Source organism: Pseudoclavibacter sp. CFCC 14310, assembly GCF_008831165.1.
Lineage (GTDB): Bacteria > Actinomycetota > Actinomycetes > Actinomycetales > Microbacteriaceae > Pseudoclavibacter_A.
Map to the genome: position 1 here is coordinate 140,154 of NZ_WBKC01000003.1, position 20,121 is coordinate 160,274.

At 67.0% G+C, this 20,121-nt stretch carries 20 protein-coding genes and 2 riboswitches; of the genes, 11 read left to right on the top strand and 9 right to left on the bottom strand.

Annotated elements, in window-relative coordinates; all coding sequences use genetic code 11:
• Positions 1 to 99: 99 nt before the first annotated feature.
• Entirely contained in the window at positions 100 to 819 is a 720-nt protein-coding gene (locus tag F8O06_RS08060; protein ID WP_225733397.1) for a DedA family protein, read from the top strand.
• Positions 812 to 1,609 (top strand): SGNH/GDSL hydrolase family protein, encoded by a 798-nt coding sequence (locus tag F8O06_RS08065; protein WP_225733396.1) that lies wholly within the window; start codon positions 812 to 814, stop codon positions 1,607 to 1,609. Before F8O06_RS08060 ends, F8O06_RS08065 begins: the two co-directional genes overlap by 8 nt.
• Positions 1,610 to 1,644: 35 nt before the next feature.
• Here the strand turns inward: F8O06_RS08065 and F8O06_RS08070 are convergent, their stop codons facing one another.
• On the bottom strand, positions 1,645 to 2,331 hold the full coding sequence (locus F8O06_RS08070) for a M48 family metallopeptidase (protein WP_158037702.1): 687 nt from the start codon (positions 2,329 to 2,331) through the stop codon (positions 1,645 to 1,647).
• A 141-nt stretch (positions 2,332 to 2,472) separates the two neighbouring features.
• On the opposite strand from F8O06_RS08070, the gene F8O06_RS08075 reads away from it, so the two are divergent.
• The 3 genes from F8O06_RS08075 (at position 2,473) to thiD (ending at position 5,538) form a co-directional block, all read left to right on the top strand.
• Positions 2,473 to 3,732 (top strand): MFS transporter, encoded by a 1,260-nt coding sequence (locus F8O06_RS08075; RefSeq protein ID WP_158037701.1) that lies wholly within the window; start codon positions 2,473 to 2,475, stop codon positions 3,730 to 3,732.
• Positions 3,733 to 3,839: 107 nt separating this feature from the next.
• Complete coding sequence (locus F8O06_RS08080) at positions 3,840 to 4,553, top strand: DsbA family protein (protein WP_192496838.1); 714 nt, start codon at positions 3,840 to 3,842, stop codon at positions 4,551 to 4,553.
• Positions 4,554 to 4,588: 35 nt separating this feature from the next.
• Positions 4,589 to 4,684, top strand: a riboswitch (TPP riboswitch).
• A complete protein-coding gene (thiD, locus tag F8O06_RS08085; protein WP_225733395.1) occupies positions 4,675 to 5,538 on the top strand; it encodes a bifunctional hydroxymethylpyrimidine kinase/phosphomethylpyrimidine kinase in 864 nt (287 codons plus the stop codon). Its footprint overlaps the riboswitch before it by 10 nt.
• 31 nt (positions 5,539 to 5,569) lie before the next feature.
• Here the strand turns inward: thiD and moeB are convergent, their stop codons facing one another.
• The 4 genes from moeB to F8O06_RS08105 form a co-directional block, all read right to left on the bottom strand.
• Complete coding sequence (gene moeB, locus F8O06_RS08090) at positions 5,570 to 6,760, bottom strand: molybdopterin-synthase adenylyltransferase MoeB (protein WP_158037699.1); 1,191 nt, start codon at positions 6,758 to 6,760, stop codon at positions 5,570 to 5,572.
• Positions 6,757 to 7,542: a thiazole synthase gene (locus F8O06_RS08095; protein ID WP_158031187.1), complete on the bottom strand. Its 786-nt coding sequence runs from the start codon at positions 7,540 to 7,542 to the stop codon at positions 6,757 to 6,759. Before F8O06_RS08095 ends, moeB begins: the two co-directional genes overlap by 4 nt.
• Position 7,543: 1 nt before the next feature.
• Positions 7,544 to 7,780 (bottom strand): sulfur carrier protein ThiS, encoded by a 237-nt coding sequence (gene thiS / locus F8O06_RS08100; RefSeq protein WP_158037698.1) that lies wholly within the window; start codon positions 7,778 to 7,780, stop codon positions 7,544 to 7,546.
• The gene (locus F8O06_RS08105; RefSeq protein ID WP_158037697.1) at positions 7,777 to 9,054 is read right to left on the bottom strand and encodes an FAD-dependent oxidoreductase; all 1,278 of its coding nucleotides are present in this window, start codon (positions 9,052 to 9,054) and stop codon (positions 7,777 to 7,779) included. Before F8O06_RS08105 ends, thiS begins: the two co-directional genes overlap by 4 nt.
• Positions 9,047 to 9,180, bottom strand: a riboswitch (TPP riboswitch). Its footprint overlaps the gene before it by 8 nt.
• Positions 9,181 to 9,292: 112 nt before the next feature.
• Here F8O06_RS08105 and thiE point away from each other — a divergent pair.
• From thiE to F8O06_RS08130, 5 genes are all read left to right on the top strand, one after another.
• Positions 9,293 to 9,931, top strand: coding sequence for a thiamine phosphate synthase (gene thiE, locus F8O06_RS08110; RefSeq protein WP_158038201.1), 639 nt, complete (start codon positions 9,293 to 9,295; stop codon positions 9,929 to 9,931).
• Between the two features lie 60 nt (positions 9,932 to 9,991).
• Positions 9,992 to 10,891: a fructose bisphosphate aldolase gene (locus F8O06_RS08115; protein ID WP_158038200.1), complete on the top strand. Its 900-nt coding sequence runs from the start codon at positions 9,992 to 9,994 to the stop codon at positions 10,889 to 10,891.
• 24 nt (positions 10,892 to 10,915) lie between these two features.
• Complete coding sequence (gene ybaK / locus F8O06_RS08120) at positions 10,916 to 11,431, top strand: Cys-tRNA(Pro) deacylase (RefSeq protein ID WP_158037696.1); 516 nt, start codon at positions 10,916 to 10,918, stop codon at positions 11,429 to 11,431.
• 376 nt (positions 11,432 to 11,807) lie between these two features.
• Positions 11,808 to 12,611, top strand: coding sequence for an alpha/beta fold hydrolase (locus F8O06_RS08125; protein WP_192496837.1), 804 nt, complete (start codon positions 11,808 to 11,810; stop codon positions 12,609 to 12,611).
• 25 nt (positions 12,612 to 12,636) lie between these two features.
• The gene (locus F8O06_RS08130) at positions 12,637 to 14,478 is read left to right on the top strand and encodes a sigma-54-dependent Fis family transcriptional regulator (protein WP_158037694.1); all 1,842 of its coding nucleotides are present in this window, start codon (positions 12,637 to 12,639) and stop codon (positions 14,476 to 14,478) included.
• On the opposite strand, the gene F8O06_RS08135 is transcribed toward F8O06_RS08130, so the two are convergent.
• Positions 14,479 to 15,024: a DUF779 domain-containing protein gene (locus F8O06_RS08135; RefSeq protein WP_158031181.1), complete on the bottom strand. Its 546-nt coding sequence runs from the start codon at positions 15,022 to 15,024 to the stop codon at positions 14,479 to 14,481.
• On the opposite strand from F8O06_RS08135, the gene F8O06_RS12245 reads away from it, so the two are divergent.
• Positions 15,023 to 15,190, top strand: a complete 168-nt coding sequence (locus F8O06_RS12245; RefSeq protein ID WP_192496836.1) for a hypothetical protein — start codon at positions 15,023 to 15,025, stop codon at positions 15,188 to 15,190. The genes F8O06_RS08135 and F8O06_RS12245 overlap by 2 nt on opposite strands.
• 73 nt (positions 15,191 to 15,263) lie before the next feature.
• On the opposite strand, the gene F8O06_RS08140 is transcribed toward F8O06_RS12245, so the two are convergent.
• The 3 genes from F8O06_RS08140 to upp all read right to left on the bottom strand — a co-directional run bounded on the left by F8O06_RS08140 (position 15,264) and on the right by upp (position 20,102).
• Positions 15,264 to 16,787: an aldehyde dehydrogenase family protein gene (locus F8O06_RS08140; RefSeq protein ID WP_158037693.1), complete on the bottom strand. Its 1,524-nt coding sequence runs from the start codon at positions 16,785 to 16,787 to the stop codon at positions 15,264 to 15,266.
• Positions 16,788 to 17,120: 333 nt separating this feature from the next.
• Positions 17,121 to 19,346, bottom strand: coding sequence for an NADP-dependent isocitrate dehydrogenase (locus F8O06_RS08145; protein ID WP_158037692.1), 2,226 nt, complete (start codon positions 19,344 to 19,346; stop codon positions 17,121 to 17,123).
• Between the two features lie 120 nt (positions 19,347 to 19,466).
• Positions 19,467 to 20,102: a uracil phosphoribosyltransferase gene (gene upp / locus F8O06_RS08150; RefSeq protein ID WP_158037691.1), complete on the bottom strand. Its 636-nt coding sequence runs from the start codon at positions 20,100 to 20,102 to the stop codon at positions 19,467 to 19,469.
• Positions 20,103 to 20,121: the final 19 nt, after the last annotated feature.

The window sequence follows — 20,121 nt, forward strand, 5'->3', positions numbered from 1 at the left end:
GAAGCTGTCGATTGGTTGTGAGCTGGCCATGAGGTTCGGCGACGCTGTCCGAGCCGTGACGGGAGTCACCGTAGACTGTCGGGGTACGAGAGGCAGTGCATGACCGAGATGTTCGACGCGTTCGACGCGACTCTGCTCACGATGTCGTCCAGCCCCTGGGTTCTCGTCTTCCTGTTTCTCTTCATCGCGATCGACGCGTTCTTTCCACCCGTGCCGAGTGAGTCTCTGGTGGTCGCCTTGGCGGCGCTGGCCGTCGCGCAGGGCGAGCCTCAACTCTGGATGCTGCTGCTCGTCTCAGCGGTTGCCGCGGCAACCGGCGACAACATCGCCTTCTGGCTCGGTTCGCGACTGCATCTGGATCAGCGCGCCTGGGCGGCCCGTCCGCGCATGCAGCGGCTCATCCAGACCGCGCGCCACACGCTGCACCGCCGTCCGGCCGTTCTCATACTCGCCGCCCGCTACATTCCCGTCGGGCGCGTCGTCGTCAATATGACCGCCGGAGCCACGGACTTTCCCTGGCGCCGGTTCGCCCCGCTCAGTCTGCTCGCCGGAGCCAGCTGGTCGGTGTACTCGGTGCTCATCGGACTGCTCGCCGGAGCATGGGCCAAGCAGTCGCCGTTTCTCGCCGCCGTCCTCGCCATCGCCATCGCGCTCTCGCTGGGCGTGATCATCGATTGGTCGGTCAAACGCTGGCAGCGACACCGCCGGCGGGTGCTGCGCGCTCGCATTCGAGAGGATGCCATGCGCCGCCGCACCGACGAGTGGCGGTCACCGGCACCGGCGCCTGCGGCCAACAACGAAAGGAGTCTGCATGAGTGAGCTCTCAACGCCCGCCACCATGCGTTTTCAGCGTTTCGTCGCCATCGGCGACAGTTTCACCGAAGGCGTCGGAGACGAAGACCCGCAGGCTCCGGGCGGCGTACGAGGCTGGGCCGACCGAGCAGCCGAAGTTCTGGCCAGGCAGTCTCCCACGTTCGAATACGCCAACCTCGCCGTGCGCGGCAAGCTCATTCAGCCGATCGTTCGCGAGCAGGTCGACCGGGCCATCGCGATGCGGCCGGATCTCATCACGTTCTGCGCCGGAGGCAACGACATTCTGCGCCCTGGCAGCGACCCCGACCGTGTGGCCGCCATCTTCGATCGCTCTCTGGCACGGCTGACCGCCACCGGTGCGACCGTGCTGATCTTCACCGGCCCCGATCTGCGCACCATGCCCGCCTTCGCTCTGATTCGCGGCAAGGTCGCCATCTACAACGAGAACATGCGCGCCAGCGCCGCACGCCGGGGTGCGCTGGTCGTGGACCAATGGGGGCTGCGCGCACTCCATGACCCCAGCCGCTGGGCGCCGGATCGTCTGCATCTTTCGCCCCTCGGCCACCATCTGATGGCCATTCGCGTGCTCGAGACGCTCGGTGTCGAACACGATCTCAGCCCCGAGCATGTGGCCGGGCCGCCTGTCGGTCGCTGGCACGTCACCTCGGCCGACGTCCAATGGGCCAGAGAGTATCTCTGGCCGTGGGCGATGCGGCGGCTGACCGGGCGCTCGTCGGCAGACGGTCGTCATGCCAAACTCGACCACCCGGTGCATCCGACAGACGACTCAGAGTAGGCCTCATCTGTCGCGCCGTGCCTGCGAACGCGCGGTCAGGCGGGTTCCTGCGCCCTGCACTCGCGGCCACCGGGTGCGAGCATGTCAGCGCGCGGATGCCCGAGCGCGGCCCGCAGACGACGCCACGCCGGCAGCGCGGCACTCATCATGGCCTGGAACTCGGCACCGTGGTTGTGCACTCGCAGATGCACGAGTTCGTGCACCACGACGTACTCGACAAAGGCGTCATCGTAGCGAGCCAGTTCGAGGCTGAAGCGAATGCGTCGGGTTGCAGGCGTGCAGCTTCCCCAGCGCGTGCGCATGAGACGCGGCGTCCACGTCGGCCGCGGCAGATCGAGACGCCGGGTCCACGATGCGATCAGAGCAGGCACGAGCTCCGCCAGTCGGGCCTTCGCCCATGCGATCTGCTCTTCAGACCAGTCGAGCTGCGGAACCGCGATGTCTCGCCGCCGCTCTTCGGCCAGACAGCGATCGATCCAGCTGCGATTGGTGCGCACGAAACGCCGCAGCTCGAACTCGCGCATGCCTGCCGGAGCCGTCAGCACCACAGAGCTCAGCGCGCCGAGAGCACTCTGTGGTGCACCGCCCACGCGCCCCACTCTGAGGCTCACGCGCCGCACGGGGCGACGACGAAGCACACAGACCAGGTCGTCGACCTGCAGCAGTTCGTCGTGTGCGCCGCGCTGCGTCACCATGGTGCCTTCTGCCCTCGCTCGTCTCATTCAGTCGCGCTGACTCTACCCTGACCGGCCGACACCGACACCGACACCGATCCCGAACCCGACCCCTGACCCCCGACCCCCGAGCAACGCGAGATTCAGCGCACCGAGAGCCGACAGCCTCCTCGGGTCTACACTGGCCGGATGAATCAGCTGCGTCGGTATGCCGTGCCGATCTTTCTTCCAGCTCTGCTCTTCGCGACCGCTGAGGCCTGCCTGGTGCCTGTGCTGCCGGCCAGAGCGGTCGAGCTCGGAGCCGACACCGCCCTCGCGGGGCTCATCGCCGGCATGCTGATGATCGGTCAGGTGATCGGCGATCTGCCCAGCAGCTGGATGGTCGCTCGTCTCGGCGAGCAGCGCACGATGATCGTGGCGGCTACCCTCGGCGCAGCCGGCGCCGCGGTTGCCGCAGTGGGATCGTCTGTGACCGTGCTGCTGGTCGGCACGCTGCTGGTCGGCATGGCCGCTGCCGCGTTCAACCTCGCCAGACACGCCCTGCTCACCGAGCTCGTGCCGGTCTCACATCGAGCCCGTGCCATGTCAGTGCTCGGCGGCACCGTCAGAGGCGGACTGTTTCTCGGCCCTATGATCGTCGCCCCGCTGATCGCATGGTTCGGCAGCACGTCGGCTTTCGTGGCCAGCATCGCGCTCAGCGTCGTGGTCGCCGTGCTGCTGGTGCTGATGCCCGACCCCGAGGCACTGCTGCGAGCTGGCCTTCCCACCGGGGCATCCACGTCTGAGGTGCCGGCCACAGAGCAGCCGCACGATGCCCACGCCTCCGACACCACGGCATCCGCCCCATCGCTGTGGCAGACCCTCGTCAGCTCGCGACGCGTGCTCGCGACCATGGGGCTGGGAATCGCCGCAGTGCAGCTGCTGCGATCCAGCCGCCAGGTCATTCTGCCGCTCTGGGGCACGCACATCGGCGCAGACACCGAGACCATCGCGCTGATCATGGGCATCGCGGGTGCCCTCGACCTCGCGCTCTTCTACGTGTCGGGCCAGCTCATGGATCGCTTCGGGCGGCTCTGGGTCGTGCTGCCGACGCTGCTCGGTCTGGCGGTGACACACCTCGCGCTGCTGCCGGTGCACGGGCCGTGGGGGCTGCTCGTCACGGCGAGCCTGATGTCTCTGGCCAACGGCCTCGGATCCGGCATCATCATGACCATGGGCGCGGATCTGGCGCCGGAGCATCACCCAGCGGCGTTTCTGGGAGCCTGGCGTCTGGTCGCAGACGCGGGCAGCGCGAGTTCGCCGCTGATTCTCTCCGGCCTCGCCGCCGCCGCCGGAATCGCGGCCTCTGCCGCGGTCATGGCCGGTCTGGGCGTCGTCGGAGCCTGGCTGCTGTGGCACTTCACGCCGAAGTTCCTGCCTCCGGAGCTCTCCGGTCGCGGTCGGGTCTGACACCCGCCGGCTCGTCTGGGGTCGCACCGCCCGGCCGGTCGTCGTGAGCGCGCACGCAGCTCTCGCTAGCATGGAGTCACCCTTTTCAGATGGATGAGAGACCGAACATGCCAGACTCCCCCGCGCCCGCTCAGCAGTCGTCGTCAGACGGAGCGCCTGCGCTCCGCGTCGAGACCTGGATCGACCTCGCCTGCCCATGGAGCTACATCGGGCTGAGCAATCTGCTCGCAGCGGTGCAGCGCTTCAGCGAAGAGCGGCCTGAGAACCGTGTGCTGCTCGGTCTGCGCAGCTATGAACTCAACCCCGATGCAGATGACGCAGACGCCCGCAGCGCGGCGCAGCACCTCGCCGACATCAAGGGCATCACGGTGTCTCAGGCCCAAACCGAGCTCGACCGAGTGACCGTGGCCGCCGCCGACGCCGGGCTCGACTTCCACTTCGACGTGCTGCAGCAGTCGAACACCGGTCTCGCCCACGAGCTGCTGCACGCGGCCCGTCTCGACCACCGGGAACGCGAAGTCGCACTGGCACTGTTTCACGCCCACTTCAGCGAGGGTCGCCACATCGGTCGTCTCGAGACGCTCGAGGAGATCGCCGGTGAGCAGGGCCTCGATGTCGCATCGATCAGTCGCGAGCTGACCACGCATTCGCATACGGGCGAGGTGCAGGCCGACGAACGACGCGCCGCCGAGCTCGGCATCTCATCAGTGCCGTTCTTCCTGTTCAACGATCGCTTCGGCGCCTCCGGTGCGCAGCCGGTCGAGGCCCTGCTCGAGGTGCTGCACGAGGTGCAGACGCGGGTCGGCGCCGACGCTCGCTGAGACTGACCCTCCGGGGTCGCAGGCGTATACTCTGGGCGTGTGACACGGGGTGCCCCGAACGAGGGCTGAGAAGAGACCCGTCGAACCTGCTCTCGTCAGCACGAGCGAAGGGATCGTCCAAATGACCGTCAACCATGCCGCATCACGCCCGAAGAGCATCCGCGTGCCGCGCATCCTCAGCATCGCAGGCACCGACCCCACCGGCGGAGCCGGGGTGCAGGCCGATCTGAAATCGATCTCGGCGATGGGCGGCTACGCCATGGCGGTCGTCACCGCGCTCGTGGCGCAGAACACCCGGGGCGTGCGCTCGGTGCACCTGCCGCCGGTCTCTTTTCTGCGCGAGCAGCTGGAGGCGGTGTCTGACGACGTGGAGATCGACGGCGTGAAGATCGGCATGCTCGCCGACGCCGACACCGTCACGACGGTGAAGGCCTGGCTTGACGAGGTGCGGCCGCCGATCGTGGTGCTCGACCCGGTGATGGTGGCCACCAGCGGCGACCGCCTGCTCGCCGAAGAGGCCGAGGCGGCCGTGCGAGATCTCTGCCGCAGTGCCGATCTGATCACCCCCAACGTTCCAGAGCTCGCGGTGCTCGCCGACGCGTCTGAGGCACAGACGTGGGCGGATGCCGTGGCTCAGGCCCGACTCGTCAGCGCACGCTGCGATACCGTAGTGCTCGTCAAAGGCGGGCATTTGGTCGGCGATCGCGTGCACGACGCGCTTGTCGACGCCCGGTCTGACCCTGAGGGGTCGCCCGTGCCCGACGGGCTCTTCGAAGCCGACGCTCCGCGCGTCGACACCGACTGCACGCACGGAACCGGATGCACGCTCTCTTCGGCCATGGCGACTCGCCTCGCCGCAGGCGACGACTGGCCCACCGCGCTGATCACCGTCAAGGCCTGGCTCACCCGGGCGCTGCGCAGCGCCGACGCTCTGCACGTCGGGCAGGGTCACGGCCCGGTCGATCACTTCGTCGACCTGCGCTGAGGCTCGACGCCGAGCCAGTCGCAGCGATGGTTCAGTAGCGCGGCAGCGAGGGATCGACCGTCTGCACCCAGCCCATCGTGCCGCCCACCACCTGTCGCACGTTGGTGCGTCCGGAGTCACGCAGCATTTCGAGCGCCTGCGTCGAGCGCGCACCCGTCTTACAGACCAGAATGACCTCGCGTCCGGCCGGGACGTCGAAGGCCCGGGCACGGATCTCGTGCTGCAGCCGGGCCAACGGCAGCAGCCGCGCGCCCGGAATGTGCACGAGGTCGAACTCGTCCGGTTCTCGCACATCGATGAGATCGAAGTCGATCTCGCCGGCGGCTCGTCGCTGCAGCAGCGACTGCAGATCGAGAGCCGTCACACTGGTTCCCTGTGCCGTGCCCGGCGTGCCGCAGAGCTCGACGTAGTCGGCCTCGAGATCGTGCACCCTGGCCCGGTCGGGGTCGGCCGTCAGTCGCAGCTCGCGCCATCGGCCCGCTGCCGCGTCCAGCACCTGCACACGGTTGACCAGAGGCTCGCCGATGCCGGTGATGAGCTTGATCGCCTCACCGGCCATCACCGTTCCGATCATGCCCGGCAGCACACCGAAGACTCCCCCTTCGGCGCAGGAGGGCACCTCGCCGGGCTCTGGCGGCTCAGGAAAGAGGTCGCGGTAGCCCGCGTCGATGCCGAAGACGCTGACCTGTCCCTCATAGCGCAGAATCGATCCCCAGACCACCGGTCGTCCGGTGATCTCTGCCGCGTCTGCCACAAGGTAGCGGGTGGCGAAGTTGTCGGCACCGTCGACGACGAGGTCGTACTCGGCGAACAGGCGCAGCGCATTGTCTCGATCAAGCCGCACGGCATGAGCCTCGAGGTTCACCAGCGGATTGATGCGCGCCACCGTCTGCGCCGCCGAGGTCACTTTGAGCTCGCCGATGCGGTCGACGCCGTGAATGACCTGCCGCTGCAGATTCGACTCGTCGACCCGGTCGTCGTCGACGACACCGATCGTGCCCACGCCGGCCGCTGCCAGATACTCCAGCACCGGCGATCCGAGACCGCCTGCGCCGATGACCAGCACACGGGCGGCCTTCAGCCGACGCTGCGCTGCCTCGCCTGCCCCGGGCAGAATGAGCTGGCGGGAGTACCTGCGTCGCTCGTCGTCGGTGAGCCCGGGCAGCTCGTCGAGAGACTGGAGCCTCTCGACGAACGATGCGATGTGATCGACGCCACTCACAGGTCGGGCCGGCCTTCGACAGGAGACGACGCCAGTGCGTCCGCCCTCTTCGGAATGCGCCCGCCGAGAGCGGCGAGCCGCCCAGCCACGACCGCGTGCCGGAATGCGCGCGCCATGACCGCCGGATGCTCCGCTCGCGTCACCGCCGTGGCGAGCAGCACCGCGTCGCACCCGAGCTCCATGGCGAGAGCCGCATCGCTGGCCGTGCCCACGCCGGCGTCGAGCACCACGGGTACTCCGGCGTTCGCGGTGATCGCCGCGATGTTGTGCGGGTTCAGAATGCCCAGCCCGGTGCCGATCGGCGCCCCGAGCGGCATGATCGCCGCGGCACCGGCCTGCTCGAGATGGCGCGCCAGAATCGGGTCGTCGTTGGTGTAGACCATGACGTCGAACCCGTCGTTGACCAGCTGCTCGGTGGCGTCGGCGAGTTCGAGCCCGTCGGGCAGCAGCGTCTGGTCGTCAGCGATGACCTCGAGCTTCACCAGGTTCGTCTCGAGCGCCTCGCGCGCAAGCTGAGCGGTGAGAACGGCCTCACGCGCGGTGAAGCAGCCGGCCGTGTTGGGCAGCACCTCGATGTCGTTGCGCCGCAGGATGTCGAACAGGCTCGGCCCAGCCGAAGGGGTGTGCCGTCGCATCGCGACCGTCGTCAGCTCGGTGCCGCTGGCCAGCAGTGCCTGTTCCAGCCCGTCGAGGCTGGGTGCGCCGCCGGTGCCCATGATCAGCCGCGAACGGTACGATCGCCCTGCGACCTCGAAGAGATCGTCATCGTCGTGGTCAGCCATCTCAGCCTCCTTGTTTCGCGGTCACGAGTTCGATGCGGGCCTGCGGTGTGAGCACCGTCTGCGCCCAGCGGCCGCGCGGCACGATCGTCTCGTCTACGGCCACCGCGACGCCGAGCCGCGAGCCGTCGGCGGGTCGGCCGTCGGCGGCGAGCGGGGTGCCGGTTCGTTCGGCCACGAGGGCGAGCACCGAGTCGGCCTCGGTCTCGACGGCCTCGCCGTTCAGAATGATCTGTGTCATGCGGATGCTCCTGTGGTGGTCTCGGATCGATCGTCTGACGAGAAGCGCCAGGGGTCGAACGCCTGCCAGTCGGATGCTGCGGCGGTGCCGTCGACGAGATCGGAGATCACGACGGCGTTCTGAGCGCTGAGCAGGATGCCATGGCGGTGGGTGCCGGTGTTGGCGAGCAGCCCGTCGGCGACTCGGCCGAGCAGAGGCGCGTTGTCCGGTGTGCCGGGGCGGGCACGAGCAGTGGCCTCGATGAGTTCGAGGTCGTCGACCGCCGGCAGCAGCTCGTGGGCGTCGCGAAGCAGCTGCAGCACGCTGCCTGCGAGCACGGCGTCTCGAGCGTCTTCGCGTTCGGTCGCCCCGATCACGACCGTTCCGTCTTCGCGCGGCACGATGTAGACGCTGCGGCCGTGGACGAGGCCGCGGATCGTGTGGGTGGTGAGCGGGCGCAGCTGCTCCGGAGTGCGCAGACGCAGCACGTCGCCGTGCACCGGGCGGATCGGCCAGACCAGACCTCGCGGCAGGCCGCCGAGCCTCGGGCTCTCCAAACCGTTGGCCACCACGACTTCGTCTGCCTCGATGACCTGTTGCGCCGACACGCTCGGGGTCGGGCTCGCCGGCGGCACGTCGGCCACGACCTCGCTCGACGGCCACGCGGGCTGTTCGTCGAAGCGATGGGTGACTGGTCCTTCTCGACGTTCGCTCGGTTCGAGGCGAACGCCGATCACCCGCTCGTCTCGCCAGAGAAGCTCCACGGCGCGTTCCGGCACCACATGCACGTCGTCGCACACTTCGAGGGCCGATATATAGGCCCCGGCGAGGCGTCTCGGGGTGATCTGGTGGTCGTCGCGGGCCAGGAACGCCCCGCTGATGCCCGGGCCGAGCAGCGGCTCAAGCGCACGGGCCTCTCGTGAGGTGAGATCCTGCACGTCGAGCCCGAGTTCGAGCTGCTGGGCGCGCAGGCTTCGCAGCAGCTCGCGATCGGCGGCGTCGGCGGTGGCGACGATGGTCGGCGTCGACCGGTAGCCGGTGCCGACCACCGTCGCCTGGTCCAGCTCGGCGACGATCTGCGGGTAGAGACGCGCGGCCGGCACGGAGAGCGCGAGCAGACTCTCTTCTTCGAAGGCGTACTCGCTCACGGCGGCGAGCATCCCGGCCGCCGCATGACTCGCGCCCGAAGCGGGCGCCGGATCGACGATCGTCACCGCGTGACCGCGCTGATGCAGTCGCCACGCGGTCGCCAGGCCGACGACGCCGGCACCGATGACGATGACATGCTTGTTCATTCTGCTCGCTTCCTACGCCGGTATGATCCGGATCAGGTCGACGGTCTGCACACGATCACCGGCCTGTTTCGGCCTGGTGAATCGCGCGCACTCTCAGCCGAGTTCTCGGCTCCCGTGCTCATGTGGGGCAATTGTACCGCCCGGTTCGTACACTGGACGCATGATCGTCAAGTCTCAGCACGCTGACCGCTCCACCGACCCGCACGCCACACCTCGCACCCGAGAATGGCGACTGAGCATGCTGCAGCAGGCGCAGCTGTATCTGTGCACCGACGCCAGACTGGGCACCGGAGACTTCGACGAGTTCGTGGACGCCGCCTACCGCGGAGGCGTCGACATCATTCAGCTGCGCGACAAGCATCTCGACGCTGGTGATGAGCTGGAGTACTTCGAGCTGCTCGCGGCTGCGGCGCGCCGACATGGGCGACTCTTCGCCGCCAACGACCGAGCCGACGTCGCCACGCTGACCGGCGCCGACATCCTGCACGTCGGGCAGCGCGACCTCAGCGTCGCCGACGCTCGTTCGCTGCTGCCGGAGGGCACGCTCGTCGGCCTGTCGACGCATTCCCGAGTGCAGGCCGAGCAGGCGCGTCTGGGCGATCCTGACTATTACTGCATCGGGCCGGTCTGGCGCACTCCCACGAAACCGGGTCGGGCCCCGGTCACCCTCGACGCCGTACGACAGGTGCATACGCAGAGCCGTGGCGATGCCAAGCCGTGGTTCGCCATCGGCGGCGTCAACGCCGAGACCCTGGAGCAGGTGCTCGACGCCGGGGCGAACCGCATCGTGGTCGTACGTGCGATCACCCAGGCCGACGACCCCGAGGCCGCCGCTCGCGAGCTGCGCTCAGCGCTGCCCGAGCTCGCCACAGCGTGAGATAATGTTCGTCGTGTCGCACGACGGCACCCTGCTGACCAAACAAAGAAAGCGGTGACCATGTCATCAGTGTTCGATGCACAGTACGAGCGGTTCTCGACCGGTGCCGGCTTCCTGGCCGCGCTCGATCAGTCCGGAGGCAGCACGCCCAAGGCGCTGCGTCTCTACGGAGTGGACGAATCGCAGTACCGCAATGAGACCGAGATGTTCGACCTCATTCACGAGCTGCGCACTCGCATCATCACCAGCCCTGCTTTCACCAGCGAGCGTGTGCTCGGCGCGATTCTCTTCGAGCAGACGGTCGACCGTGAGATCAACGAGGCCCCGAGCGCGAAGTATCTCTGGAACGAGCTGGGCATCGTGCCGTTCCTGAAGATCGACAAAGGGCTCGCCGAGCTCAAAGACGGCGTGCAGGTGCTCAAGCCGATCCCGACGCTGCAGCAGCAGCTCGACAAGGCGAACGCGAACGAGGTCTTCGGCACGAAAGAGCGCTCGCTGATCAAACAGGCCAACGAGTCGGGCATCATCGCCGTCGTCGACCAGCAGTTCGAGCTGGCCGATCAGGTGCTCGACGCCGGGCTCGTGCCGATCATCGAGCCCGAGGTCGACATCACTGCAGCAGACAAGGCCGATTCCGAGTCGATTCTGCGCGATCAGATTCTGCAGCACCTCGATGCGCTGCCCGAGGGGCGCAACGTGACCCTCAAGCTCTCACTGCCCACCGAGGCCGGCTTCTACTCCGCTCTCGTCGACCACGACCGCGTCGTGCGCGTCGTCGCCCTCTCAGGTGGCTACAGCCGAGACGAGGCCAACGCGCTGCTGGCCAAGAATCCGGGAGTCATCGCCAGCTTCAGCCGCGCCCTCACCGAGGGTCTCACGGCGCAGCAGAGCGACGACGAGTTCAACCAGACGCTCGACGCCGCCATCGAGAGCATCTACCAGGCGTCGATCGCCGGCTGAAACACGCGAAAGAGATCGACACAGATGGCAGCGCACAGAGGGCACGGGTCGGCCACGCCGGCGACCCGTGCCCTCGACCGTGCCGGGGTGGCCTATCAGCTGCACGGCTTCGAGCATGACCCCGATGACCGACACTTCGGTGACGAAGCCGTCGACAAGCTCGACCTGCCGGCCGACCGCATCTTCAAGACGCTGGTCGTCGAGATCGACGGTGCTGCATCGCGCAGTCAGGATCTCGCCGTGGGCGTCGTGAGCCTGGATGCGCGACTCGATCTCAAGGCCATGGCGCACGCGCTGGGAGTCAAGCGGTGCCACATGGCCGATCCTCAGCTGGCGCAGCGCCGCACCGGCTATGTGGTCGGCGGCATCAGTCCGCTCGGGCAGAAGAGTCGCCTGCCCATCTTCGTCGACGAGGGCGCCCGCTCCATCGAGACCATGGTGGTCTCCGGCGGTCAGCGTGGGCTTGACGTCGAGCTGACGCCAGACGACCTCTGCAGCGTCACCGGGGCACGCTACGCCCCCATCGCCAAACGCGACTGAGCGGCGCCGGGCGCAGAGAACCGGTGGCGGCATCCACGCTGTGAGACACCACCACCGGTGTGAGAGTTCAGGTCAGCTCTCAGAGACGGCAGCCGAATCGTTGTGCTTCGATCCAGCGCGACGACGCGTGCCGAGCTCTCCGTCGACTTGGTCGGCGAAGTCGGTGCTCTGTGCAGTCATCGGGGACTCATCCTGCCAGATCTGTTCGAGATCAGCATCGAGCCCAGCTTCCTTCCGGGCCCTTCGCCCGGGATCCTTCTCTCGGTTCGTGCTCATGCCTGCAGTCTAAGCCGAGCACGAGCGGCTCACCTCGGAACCACGAGATGATATATCGACCCGCCGAAGGCCGATCGAGCGCATGAGGTACTCTCCACACATGCAGTCGTTCACCGTGCACTCATCGCTCGACGGCGTCGAACTGCGCTGCCGCCGTTTCAGCGCGACGGCAGCGACCGACCTGGCTCCAGTCATCATGCTGCACGGCACCGCGCTGTCGCAGTCCGTTTGGCGCGGCATGGGCTGGATCGACCCGGTTCTGCCGGCCCGCGACGTGCTCACCATGGATCTCCGCGGTCACGGCCGCAGCGGCAGACCGCACGACGCGACGGCCTACGACATGCACCACTTCGTCACAGACGTCTGCGATGTGCTCGACGCCGCTCAGATTCCCCAGGCGGCAGTCGTGGGCTATTCTCTCGGCGGTCGCATCATGTTCTCACTCGCTGCAGACCACCCCGCACGAGTCTCGACGATGGTGAGCGTGGCGGGATCGCCGCAGAACTCCCCCGGCGCATTCGATCGGGTCTTCTTTCCCGGCATCGTCGAGACGCTGCGACAGGGGTCTATGGAGCTGTTCATCGAGCGCTGGGAGCAGCATCTCGGCCGCCCACTCTCGGCTTCGACCGTTCTGGCCATGCGGATGAACGACCCGCTCGCCCTCGCCGCCTACATGACCGCGGCCGACGGAGATCGCGGCGTGCCGACCCACGTGCTCTCCACGATGCGCATGCCGACGCTGCTTCTGGCCGGCTGTGCGGATGCCGAACGCGAGCAGGCTGCCCGGCTGGCGGCCGCAAACCTGCCGAACGCCCGCATCCGCCTGCTCCCGGGGGTCACGCACAGCGGAATCCTGCGTTCGCCGACAGCGTGCCAGGCGACCGCAGACTTCCTCGCTCGCTGACAGATTCATCGCATAGACTGCACCCGTGTCAGTTCCGTCGCCTCTCATGCCCAAAGGCCTCTCTGGGGCCGTCCGGGCCCGCGAGCGGCTGATCACCTCCGGCGCCGTCGACGACGCGCTGCTGCGCCCTGAGATCGCCGACTCCTGGCGCCGCTGCCGCGAGGCCGATGTCTCGGCGCACGACCTGCAGCAGCTCACGCCGATCAGCAGCGTGGCTCAGACACCATTGGCCCGGCACTCGACCGAAGCGCTGCAGACCCTCGCCGGCGACCTCAGCGAGGTCAGCGCCGGCGTCGTCGTCGCCGACACCACCGGCAACATCGTGTCGGCCGCGTTCTGCGACATCTCCGGCCGCGACTCGCTCAGCGAGATCAACATGCTGCCCGGCTACTCTTTCGCCGAGGCGTCGGTCGGCACGAACGGCATCGGCACGACGCTCGCGACGGGCAGGCCCACGGCCGTCATCGGCGCCGAACACTTCAACGACGCCTTCCAGCAGTACGCCTGTGTCGGCCTGCCGCTGCGCCACCCGATCAGCGGTCAGCTCATCGGCGTCGTCGAGATGACCACCAAGGCCACCCGAGACGAACTCGCGACCAAGCTGATGCGTCACACCCTCAGCATCGCCAAGAGACGCATCGAGCATCGACTGCTGGACGAGACGACCAGCGAACGCCAGCCGCTGCTGCGCCTGTTCAGCGATCGCGACGCGCTGGCAACCGGACCGGTGCTCGCCTACGCCGACGGCTTCGAGATCTGCAACACCTGGGCGACGCTCACGCTCGACGTCGAAGACCGTGCCATGCTGCAGCGCACCGCCCTGCGCATGATCACCCAGCACAGCGCTGATCGCCGACAGGTTCGTCTGCACACCGGCGCCGAGTGCGTGATGAAGCCGACGCTGCTGATGTCGTCCGGGCTCGCTCAAGACGGTCTGGTGCTCGAGCTCGAGTTCATCGGCACCAGTCGCTCGCTCGGGGTCATCGGCCACACCGGCACGAGCAGCACCATGCGTCTGGGCGAGAACTATCGTCGCTTCGCAGACGTCCAGCTGCTCTCTGGTCGGTCTCCTCTGTGGCTGCAGACTCGCACCGATCTGGGCGCAGCACTGCGTCGACGCGAGTCGGTGCTCGCGGTCGGCGAGACCGGAACGGGCAAGACCTCGGCCGTCGACGAGATCTTCCACCAGCTCAAGCCCGACGGCCGCAGCACCATCGTCGAGCCCGAAGACCTGTATCGTCGCGTGCGTCGCGGCCGCGGCTTCGCACAGCTGCTCGCCGGCCGACCAGACCTGCTCATTCTGCGCAACATCCACTCGCTGCCGCAAGAGACCATCGAGCCGCTGGCCGAATTCCTGATCACGCGTTCCGCCGACGTGCTGGTGGCCGCGACGTACAACCCGTCGCACATGAGCGACCGGATGCCCTCGGCGCAGCTGCTTCCGTTCTTTCAGCACACCACGATGATTCCCGCTCTGCGACATCGCCCAGACGACATTCCCGGCATCGTCGCACAGTTTCTGCAGGTGCTCGCCGGCGACAGACAGCCGCTGCGCGTCGCTGACGACGCCATGGCCGCGCTGAGCCAGTCGAGCTGGCCCGGAAACCTCAAGCAGCTGCACGACGTGCTCGCGACGCTGGTCTCGAATCTCGAGCCCGGGCAGACCGTGCAGCGCAGCGACATCCCACGCTTCGCGAGCCTCAGCGATCTCATGGTGCTCACCGCCATGGAGGCCATCGAGCGGGATGCGATCGTGCAGAACCTGTACGAGTGCAACCGAAACAAGTCGGCGACGGCTCAGGCGCTGGGCATCTCGCGGTCGTCTCTCTACCGCAAGATGCGCGCCTACGGCCTGGAAGACATCTGATCAGAAGGTCGGCAGCTGACAGACCGAGCCGAACTCGCCGTCGAGATCGACCGGCGGCAGCGGTCTCGGCGTCTCAGCCCCTGCGTCGACTTCGGCCTTCGTGGGAGCCGGAGCCAGCTCGGCGGTCTCCTCGCTGCTGAAGAGGCGCCCGCGAGACAGAAAGACGTACCCTTCGGGCCCCTCCAGCGAGAATCCGCCCAGGCCCACACCCTCTGCCACGTCGATCACGACCTGTGTGTGCTCCCACGCCGAGAACTGTGTGCTGGAGATCCAGACCGGCGTGCCCGCGGCATCCGCACTGCTGCCGTCCAGGACGAAGCCCAGCAGTCGGTCGAGCGGTGAGACGATGTAGCTGCCCACTCGAAAGCATGCTGGCCCTGACCCCTCGCAGCAGCCGCCGGACTGATGGAAGATCACGTCGCCGTGCTTCTCACGGATGGTGTGCAGCACCGCCGCAGCCGCGGTCGTGATCACGACTCGCGAGTGCAGCGCCTGTTCGAGCAGTGCGGCCGGTGTGCCGTCGACTGACTCAGTGCGTGGGCTCATGATTGACTCCTTCGTCGAAGGCATCGAAGATGCCGGTGTTCCCATCGTGACGGACGCGCACGTCGAGCGCCAGCCATCGAAGACGATGACGGGGCGGCCCGCCGCTCCGAATCGGAACGATCGGGCACGCCCCGTCACGTCGATGTCCGAGTCGACACAGCTGTGACTCGGCCTGCGGTCACCCCCGTATGCTGCCCTGACCGCCGGAACGATCAGGGTCACACGTGGTGTGCGTCGGTTTAGAAGAAGCCCTGCGGCTTCTCGCTGTACGACACCAGGAGGTTCTTGACCTGCTGGTAGGCATCGAGCACCATCTTGTGCGTCTCACGACCGATGCCCGACTCCTTGTAGCCGCCGAAGGCCGCGCCCGCCGGGTAGTTGTGATAGGTGTTCGTCCAGACGCGACCGGCCTGGATGCCGCGGCCGGCCTTGTACGCGATGTTGCCGTTGCGGCTCCACACGCCCGAGCCGAGGCCGTAGAGCGTGTCGTTGGCGATGTCGAGCGCCTCGTCGAAGTCTTTGAACGTCGTCACTGAGACGACCGGCCCGAAGATCTCTTCCTGGAAGATGCGCTGCTTGTTGTTGCCCTTGAAGATCGTCGGCTTGATGTAGTAGCCGCCCGCAAGATCGCCGTCGAGCACATTGCGCTCACCGCCGGTCAGCAGTTCTGCGCCTTCCTGCTTGCCGATCTCGAGGTAGCTGAGAATCTTCTTCAGCTGAGCCTCACTGGCCTGGGCGCCGACCTGAGTGGCCGTGTCGAGCGGGTTGCCCTGAATCGAGTTCTCGACCCGAGCCACTGCGTCGGGCAGGAACGTGTCGGCGATCGACTCCTGGATCAGCGCACGCGACGGGCAGGTGCAGATCTCGCCCTGGTTGAGCTGGAAGAGCGCGAAGCCCTCGAGCGCCTTGTCGTAGAAGTCGTCTTTCTTGTCGGCGACGTCTTCGAAGAAGATGTTCGGGCTCTTGCCGCCCAGCTCGAGCGTGGCGGGAATGATCAGGTTCGCGGCCTGCTGCGCGATGAACCGACCCGTCGTCGTCGACCCGGTGAACGCGATCTTGCGGATGCGGTTGCTCGACGTCAGCGCAGCTCCGGCTTCGGCGCCGAAGCCGTTGACGATGTTCAGCACGCCGGCCGGCAGCAGGTCTTCGATGACCTTGATCAGTTCGAGCAGCGAGACCGGGGTCGACTCTGCGGGCTTCAGCACGATGGTGTTTCCCGCCGCCAGGGCGGGAGCGATCTTCCACGCTGCCATCAGAATCGGGAAGTTCCACGGGATGATCTGACCGACGACGCCCAGCGGCTCTTTGAAGTGGTAGGCCACCATGTCGCTGTCGATCTCGTTGGTGTTGGTCTCCTGCGCGCGGATCGCGGCGGCAAAGTAACGGAAGTGATCGGCCGCCAGCGGGATGTCGGCGGCGAGCGTCTCGCGCACCGGCTTGCCGTTGTCCCACGTCTCAGCGACGGCGAGCTTCTCAAGGCTGGCGTCGATGCGGTCGCCGATCTTCCACAGGATGTCGGCTCGCTGGGTTGCCGAGAGCTTGCTCCACTTCGGGAACGCCGCCCATGCGGCGTCGAGCGCCTTCTCGACGTCGGCGCCTTTGCCGCGTGCCACCTTGGTGAAGACCTTGCCGGTGACCGGAGTGATGTTGTCGAAGTACTCCCCGTCTGCCGGCGGCACCCATGCGCCGCCGATGAAGTTGTCGTACTTCTCCTGGAACGTGATCAGGCTGCCCTCGCTGCCGGGCGCTGCATAGATCGTCATGATGCTCCTTATATTCCGCTTGTCGCCGGACCAAGCTGGCCCGGCAGCCTCGCGACCGTCCTTGGCCGCACATCACTCATTCTGACAGTGCCGAGAGGGGAAACAACCGGTGTATACGATGTCGGTCGTGGTCGTGTCAGAATGGCACATTTCGGTTCGCCGACCGACATCTTTCGCCGACATCTGCCGGAGTGATCTGCCGCGCGTCGAGCTGTGGACTCGGCTGCGCGGCAGGGCCGCGGAGACGAAAGACGCCGGCATCACACGTTCTGCACGTGGATGCCGGCGTCTCGGCGCCGGTCACAGGCCGTGCGCCACCGAGAGGTGCGTCGTTCAGGCGCGACCGATCGAGTCGATGATCTCGTTCAGTGCGGCCGAGGGACGCAGCGCCGCCGAGGCGAGTGCGTCGTCGGGACGATAGTAGCCGCCGATGTCGACCGGGCTGCCCTGCACTGCGAGCAGATCGCTGGTGATCTGCTGCTCGCCCTCGGACAGCGCCTTGGCGACCGGGGCGAAGAGCTCGGCGAGCTCGGCGTCGTCGGTCTGCTGCGCCAGGTTCTCAGCCCAGAAGCGAGCCACGTAGTAGTGGCTGCCACGGTCGTCGATCTCTCCGGCTTTGCGCGACGGCGAGCGATCTTCGTTGAGGTAGCGCTCGGTGGCCTGGTCGAGCGCGTCGCCCAGCACCTGCGCGCGCGGGCTGTCGCTCTTTCGAGCATGGAAGCGCAGGCTCTCGCTGATGGCGAGGTACTCGCCGAGGCTGTCCCAGCGCAGGTGGTTCTCGGCCAGGAACTGCTGCACGTGTTTGGGGGCCGAACCGCCGGAACCGGTCTCGAAGAGGCCGCCGCCGGCGAGCAGCGGAACGACTGACAGCGTCTTGGCGCTGGTGCCGACCTCCAGAATCGGGAACAGGTCGGTCAGGTAGTCACGCAGCACGTTGCCGCTGGCCGAGATGGTGTCTTCGCCCGCGCGGAAGCGCTTCAGCGTGAACTTCGTGGCCTCGATCGGCGAGAGCACACGGATGTCGAGCCCCTCGGTGTCGAGATCGGCGAGGTAGGCGTGCACCTTCTCGATGAGGTTGCGATCGTGGGCACGGCTGTCGTCGAGCCAGAACACGACGGGCGTTTCGGACAGACGCGCACGAGTGACCGCGAGCTTCACCCAGTCGCGAATCGACTCGTCTTTGCTCTGGCAGCCGCGCCAGATGTCGCCGGCCTCGACGCGCTGCTCGATGAGCGCCTCGCCTGCCTGGTCGAGCACCTGCACGACGCCGGGTCGATCGATCACGAAGGTCTTGTCGTGGCTGCCGTACTCTTCTGCCTTCTTCGCCATGAGACCGACGTTGGGAACGCTGCCCACCGTCGTCGGGTCGAATTTGCCGTTGCGCACCGCGTCTTCGATGGTGGCCTCGTAGACGCCGGCGTAGGAGCTGTCCGGAATCACCGCGAAGGTGTCGTCCTCGGCACCGGTCATGTCCCAGAGCCGACCGCCGTTGCGGATCAGCGCGGGCAACGAGGCGTCGATGATGACGTCACTCGGCACATGCAGATTGCTGATGCCCTTGTCAGAGTTGACCGCCGACAGACGCGGACCGTTCTGGTAGCCGGCCTCGATGGCCTCGCGCACACCTTCGCGAACATCCTCTGGCAGCGAGTCGATGCCGGCGATCACGCCGCCCAGACCGTTGTTCGCGCTGATGCCTGCCGCTTCGAGGGCGTCACCGTACTTCTCGAAGAGGTCGGGGAAGAACGCGCGCACGACGTGACCGAAGATGACCGGGTCTGAGACCTTCATCATGGTCGCCTTGAGGTGCACTGAGAAGATGACGCCGGCGTCTTTCGCCTGCTGAATGGACTCTTTGAGGAAGTCATCCAGCGCCTTGGCGCTGAGGAACGTCGCGTCGAAGACCTCTCCCTCGAGCACCGGGATCGACTCTTTCAGCACCGTGACACTGCCGTCGTCGGCGACGAGCTGCACGGTGAGATCGTCGGCCTTCGGCAGCACCACCGACTGCTCGTTGTGACGGAAGTCATGATCGCCGAGTGTGAGCACGCGAGTCTTCGACTCGGGCGACCACTCAGCCACCGAGTGCGGATGCTTGCGCGCGAAGTTCTTCACGGCGACCGGCACACGACGATCGGAGTTTCCCTCACGAAGCACGGGGTTGACCGCCGAGCCTTTGATCTTGTCGTAGACGGCGCGCACGCTGCGCTCGTCGTCGTCTGCCGGCTCGTCCGGGAAGTCTGGCACGTCGAAGCCCTTGCTCTGCAGCTCGGCGACGGCTGCCTTGAGCTGCGGCACCGATGCCGAGATGTTCGGCAGCTTCAGAATGTTGGCCTCAGGCGTCTTGGCCAGCGCACCGAGCTCGGCCAGCGCGTCGCCCACCTGCTGCTCTGCGGGAAGGCGATCGCTGAACGCGGCCAGGATGCGGCCGGCCAGCGAGATGTCTTTCGTCTGCACATCGATGTCGGCGGTCGCGGTGAACGCCTGCAGGATCGGCAGGAAGGAATACGTGGCGAGCAGCGGGGCCTCGTCGGTGTGCGTGTAGATGATCTTCGCCATGGATGAACTGTCTCCCTTGATCAGGTTCGGTGAGATCTTTCGCCCTGCGAAAGACTCGTGGAACTTCCGCACCCCACGATACCGGATGCGGCGCCGGGCGACGCACGGCCCCGGGAGGGATCAGTCGATGGTTCCGTAGAGCCGATCGCCGGCATCGCCGAGGCCCGGAACGATGTAGCTCTGGTCGTTCAGTCCCTCGTCGACGGCGCCGAGCACCACGGTGAGATCGCGGCCCTCGAAGTGCTTTTCGACCGCCTCGACTCCCTGCGGCGCACCCAGAATGCAGATCGCAGTCACCTTGCGAGCTCCGCGTTCGAAGAGGTAGTCGATCGCGCCGATCAGCGAACCGCCGGTCGCGAGCATCGGATCGAGCACGAAGCAGGCACGATCGCTGAGGTCGTCGGGCAGCCGCTTCGCATACGTCGTCGGCTGCAGCGTCTGCTCGTCGCGCACCATGCCGAGGAACCCCACTTCAGCGGTCGGCAGCAGTTTCGTCATGCCCTCGAGCATGCCGAGACCTGCGCGCAGGATCGGCACCACCAGCGGCAGCGGCTGCTGCAGCCGCACACCGGTGGTCTCGGCTACGGGTGTCATGACGCGGACGTCTTCGACGGCCACGTCGCGGGTTCCCTCGTAGGCCAGCAGCGTCATGAGCTCTTCGACGAGCTGACGGAACACCGGCTGCGGGGTGCTCCGGTCTCGGAGAACGGTCAGCTTGTGGTCGATGAGGGGGTGATTGGGAGTGATCAGACGCATGCTCTCAGCCTAGTCGTGT

Coding starts and splice junctions, on each gene's coding strand:
- F8O06_RS12245 (WP_192496836.1), top strand. CDS start 15,023: ATGATTGACTCCTTCGTCGAAGGCATCGAAGATGCCGGTGTTCCCATC.
- F8O06_RS08105 (WP_158037697.1), bottom strand. CDS start 9,054: ATGAACAAGCATGTCATCGTCATCGGTGCCGGCGTCGTCGGCCTGGCG.
- upp (WP_158037691.1), bottom strand. CDS start 20,102: ATGCGTCTGATCACTCCCAATCACCCCCTCATCGACCACAAGCTGACC.
- thiS (WP_158037698.1), bottom strand. CDS start 7,780: ATGACACAGATCATTCTGAACGGCGAGGCCGTCGAGACCGAGGCCGAC.
- F8O06_RS08135 (WP_158031181.1), bottom strand. CDS start 15,024: ATGAGCCCACGCACTGAGTCAGTCGACGGCACACCGGCCGCACTGCTC.
- F8O06_RS08060 (WP_225733397.1), top strand. CDS start 100: ATGACCGAGATGTTCGACGCGTTCGACGCGACTCTGCTCACGATGTCG.
- F8O06_RS08070 (WP_158037702.1), bottom strand. CDS start 2,331: ATGAGACGAGCGAGGGCAGAAGGCACCATGGTGACGCAGCGCGGCGCA.
- F8O06_RS08080 (WP_192496838.1), top strand. CDS start 3,840: ATGCCAGACTCCCCCGCGCCCGCTCAGCAGTCGTCGTCAGACGGAGCG.
- F8O06_RS08065 (WP_225733396.1), top strand. CDS start 812: ATGAGTGAGCTCTCAACGCCCGCCACCATGCGTTTTCAGCGTTTCGTC.
- ybaK (WP_158037696.1), top strand. CDS start 10,916: ATGGCAGCGCACAGAGGGCACGGGTCGGCCACGCCGGCGACCCGTGCC.
- F8O06_RS08115 (WP_158038200.1), top strand. CDS start 9,992: ATGTCATCAGTGTTCGATGCACAGTACGAGCGGTTCTCGACCGGTGCC.
- F8O06_RS08140 (WP_158037693.1), bottom strand. CDS start 16,787: ATGACGATCTATGCAGCGCCCGGCAGCGAGGGCAGCCTGATCACGTTC.
- thiE (WP_158038201.1), top strand. CDS start 9,293: ATGCTGCAGCAGGCGCAGCTGTATCTGTGCACCGACGCCAGACTGGGC.
- F8O06_RS08145 (WP_158037692.1), bottom strand. CDS start 19,346: ATGGCGAAGATCATCTACACGCACACCGACGAGGCCCCGCTGCTCGCC.
- F8O06_RS08125 (WP_192496837.1), top strand. CDS start 11,808: ATGCAGTCGTTCACCGTGCACTCATCGCTCGACGGCGTCGAACTGCGC.
- thiD (WP_225733395.1), top strand. CDS start 4,675: ATGACCGTCAACCATGCCGCATCACGCCCGAAGAGCATCCGCGTGCCG.
- F8O06_RS08095 (WP_158031187.1), bottom strand. CDS start 7,542: ATGGCTGACCACGACGATGACGATCTCTTCGAGGTCGCAGGGCGATCG.
- F8O06_RS08075 (WP_158037701.1), top strand. CDS start 2,473: ATGAATCAGCTGCGTCGGTATGCCGTGCCGATCTTTCTTCCAGCTCTG.